The organism is Streptomyces sparsus (assembly GCF_054776295.1).
This window is the reverse complement of the sequence record NZ_BAAHCA010000717.1, coordinates 1-2,537: the sequence shown is the minus strand read 5'-3', so window position 1 is coordinate 2,537 and position 2,537 is coordinate 1. Positions and strand designations below refer to the sequence as shown.

2 protein-coding genes are annotated in these 2,537 nt (G+C 75.0%); both read left to right on the top strand.

What is annotated here, in order from left to right; genetic code table 11:
• Positions 1-1,598 (top strand): cysteine protease StiP domain-containing protein (locus ACYVE9_RS22550; protein ID WP_461029722.1); only part of this gene is annotated, 1,598 nt, incomplete at its 5' end.
• Positions 1,595-2,467 carry an HAD family hydrolase gene (locus tag ACYVE9_RS22545; protein WP_461029721.1) on the top strand — a complete coding sequence of 291 codons (873 nt, stop codon included), beginning with the start codon at positions 1,595-1,597 and terminating at the stop codon, positions 2,465-2,467. The genes ACYVE9_RS22550 and ACYVE9_RS22545, both read left to right, overlap by 4 nt.
• The last annotated feature ends 70 nt before the right edge of the window (positions 2,468-2,537 follow it).

The window sequence follows — 2,537 nt, the reverse complement described above, 5'->3', positions numbered from 1 at the left end:
CCGTGCACCGGGCCCGGCTGGAGGCCGCGCTGCCCGCGTCGGCCGAGCGGCTCGCCGCCGCCCTGCCACCCGCCGCGAAGCAGATCCTGGTGCTGGGCACCGAGGAACTCATGTACACCCCGCTGCGCCTCGCCGACGCGCTCACCGGCGCGACCGGCGCGGAGGTCCGCTACTCCACGACGACCCGGTCACCCGTGCAGCCCGTCGACGACCCCGGCTACGCCATCCGCACCCGCCTGGTCTTCCCCGCCCACGACCAGCCGGCGGACGGTCCGGGCCCGCGCTACGCCTACAACGTGCGCCCCACCGACGGTGACCGCTGGGACGCCGTCGTGGTGGTCACCGACGCCGCAGGCGACACCCCGGAGCTGCACGCGCCCGACGGGCTGCTCGCCTGCCTCACCGCCCACACGCGCCGCGTCGTGCTGGCCGCGTTGCCGGCGCCCGCACGGCTGCCGCAGCCGCTGCGCGGCCCCGCCTTCTCCTCCTACCGCGCCGACGAGTGCGGCTGGCTGCTCCAGGACCTCTCCGACGTGCGGCTCGAGGCGCCCACCGAGGAACGCGAGGAGGCCATCCAGAGCGGCGGCGCGCACTACGCCGAGTCGCTGCCCGTCGAGTACCAGCCGAGCGCCGAGTACCAGCAGCTCTTCCACGACGCCCTGGCGGACTCGGCCCGCCGTATCGCGCACGCCGTCGGCACCGTCACCGAGACCGTGCTGACCGAGCACACCCGCCGCCCGGGCAGCCGACCCGTGCTGGTCTCCCTCGCCCGCGCCGGCACCCCCGTCGGCGTGCTGATGCGCCGCTGGGCCCAGCACCGCCACGGACTGGACCTCCCGCACTACGCCGTCTCCATCGTGCGCGGCCGGGGCATCGACACCGCGGCGATGCGCTGGCTGGCCGCCCACCACGATCCGGCCGACGTGGTCTTCGTGGACGGCTGGACCGGCAAGGGCGCCATCACCCGCGAGCTCACCGACGCACTGGCCCCGTTCCCGGGCTTCGACCCCTCACTCGCCGTGCTCGCCGACCCCGGGGGCTGCGTGCGCACCTTCGGCACCCGTGAGGACTTCCTGATCCCGTCGGCCTGCCTCAACTCCACCGTCTCCGGCCTGGTCTCCCGTACCGTGCTGCGCGCCGACCTCGTCGGCCCCGACGACTTCCACGGCGCGAAGTTCTACCGGGAGCTCGCCGGCAGCGACCTCTCCCACCACTTCCTCGACACCGTCAGCGAGCACTTCCCCGCCGTCACCGACGAGGCGACCGCGGCGGCGGAGCACCTGCTCACCACCGACCGCAGCCCCACCTGGGAGGGCTGGCGCGCCGTGGAGCGCATCAGCGAGGAGTACGGCATCGGGGACGTGAACCTCGTGAAGCCCGGCGTCGGCGAGACCACCCGGGTCCTGCTGCGCCGTGTGCCGTGGCGCATCCTCGCCCGCCGCGGCGCCGGCCGCGACCTCGACCACGTCCGGCTGCTCGCCGCCCAGCGCGGGGTGCCCGTCGAGGAGACCGACGACCTGCCCTACAGCTGCGTCGGCCTCATCCACCCCCGGTACACCCGCGGGGCCACCGGAACCGACGGGAAGGCCGCCCGATGAGCACCGCACCCGACCCCGCGCCCGATCCCGTGCCGGGCCCTCCCGCCGGCTCCGCCCGGCAGGTCACGCTGTTCGCCAGCGACCTGGACCGCACCCTCATCTACTCGTCCGCCGCCCTGAACCTGCGCATGCCGGACGCCGAGGCGCCGCGACTGCTGTGCGTGGAGGTCTACCAGTCCAAGCCGCTGTCGTACCTGACCGAGACGGCGGCCGCCCTGCTCCCCGAGGTCGCCGAGCACACCGTGTTCGTGCCGACCACCACCCGCACCCGCGAGCAGTACCGGCGCATCAGCCTGCCCGGCCCGCCGCCCCGGTACGCGATCTGCGCCAACGGCGGCCACCTGCTCGTGGACGGCGCGTCCGACCAGGACTGGCAGAGCCGGGTACGGCAGCGGCTCGCCGACGCCTGCGCGCCGCTGAGCGAGGTCCGCGAGCACCTGCTCCGCACGGCGTCCCCGCAGTGGCTGCTGAAGGAGCGGGTCGCCGAGGACCTGTTCTGCTATCTGGTGGTCGACCGCGGGCAGTTGCCCGACGGCTGGACCAAGGAACTGGCCGAGTGGTGCGCACCGCGGGGTTGGACCGTCTCGCTCCAGGGCCGCAAGGTCTACGCCGTTCCGAAGCCGCTGACGAAGAGCGCCGCCGTCGCCGAGGTGGCCCACCGGACCGGTGCCGACCGGGTCGCCGCGGCCGGTGACTCACTGCTCGACGCCGACCTGCTGCTCCACGCCGACCTGGGATGGCGTCCGGGTCACGGAGAGCTGGCCGACAGCGGCTGGACCGCCGCGCATGTCACCGCCGTGCCCGAGCAGGGCGTCAGCGCGGGCGAACGCATCCTGCGCGAAGCACTCCGCACCGCGACCGGCCACTGATCCGCCGCGCTGGGACGCGCCGCTCGACCGGCACCGGCCGCCGCTCGACCCCACCAGCCGCCGCTCGGCC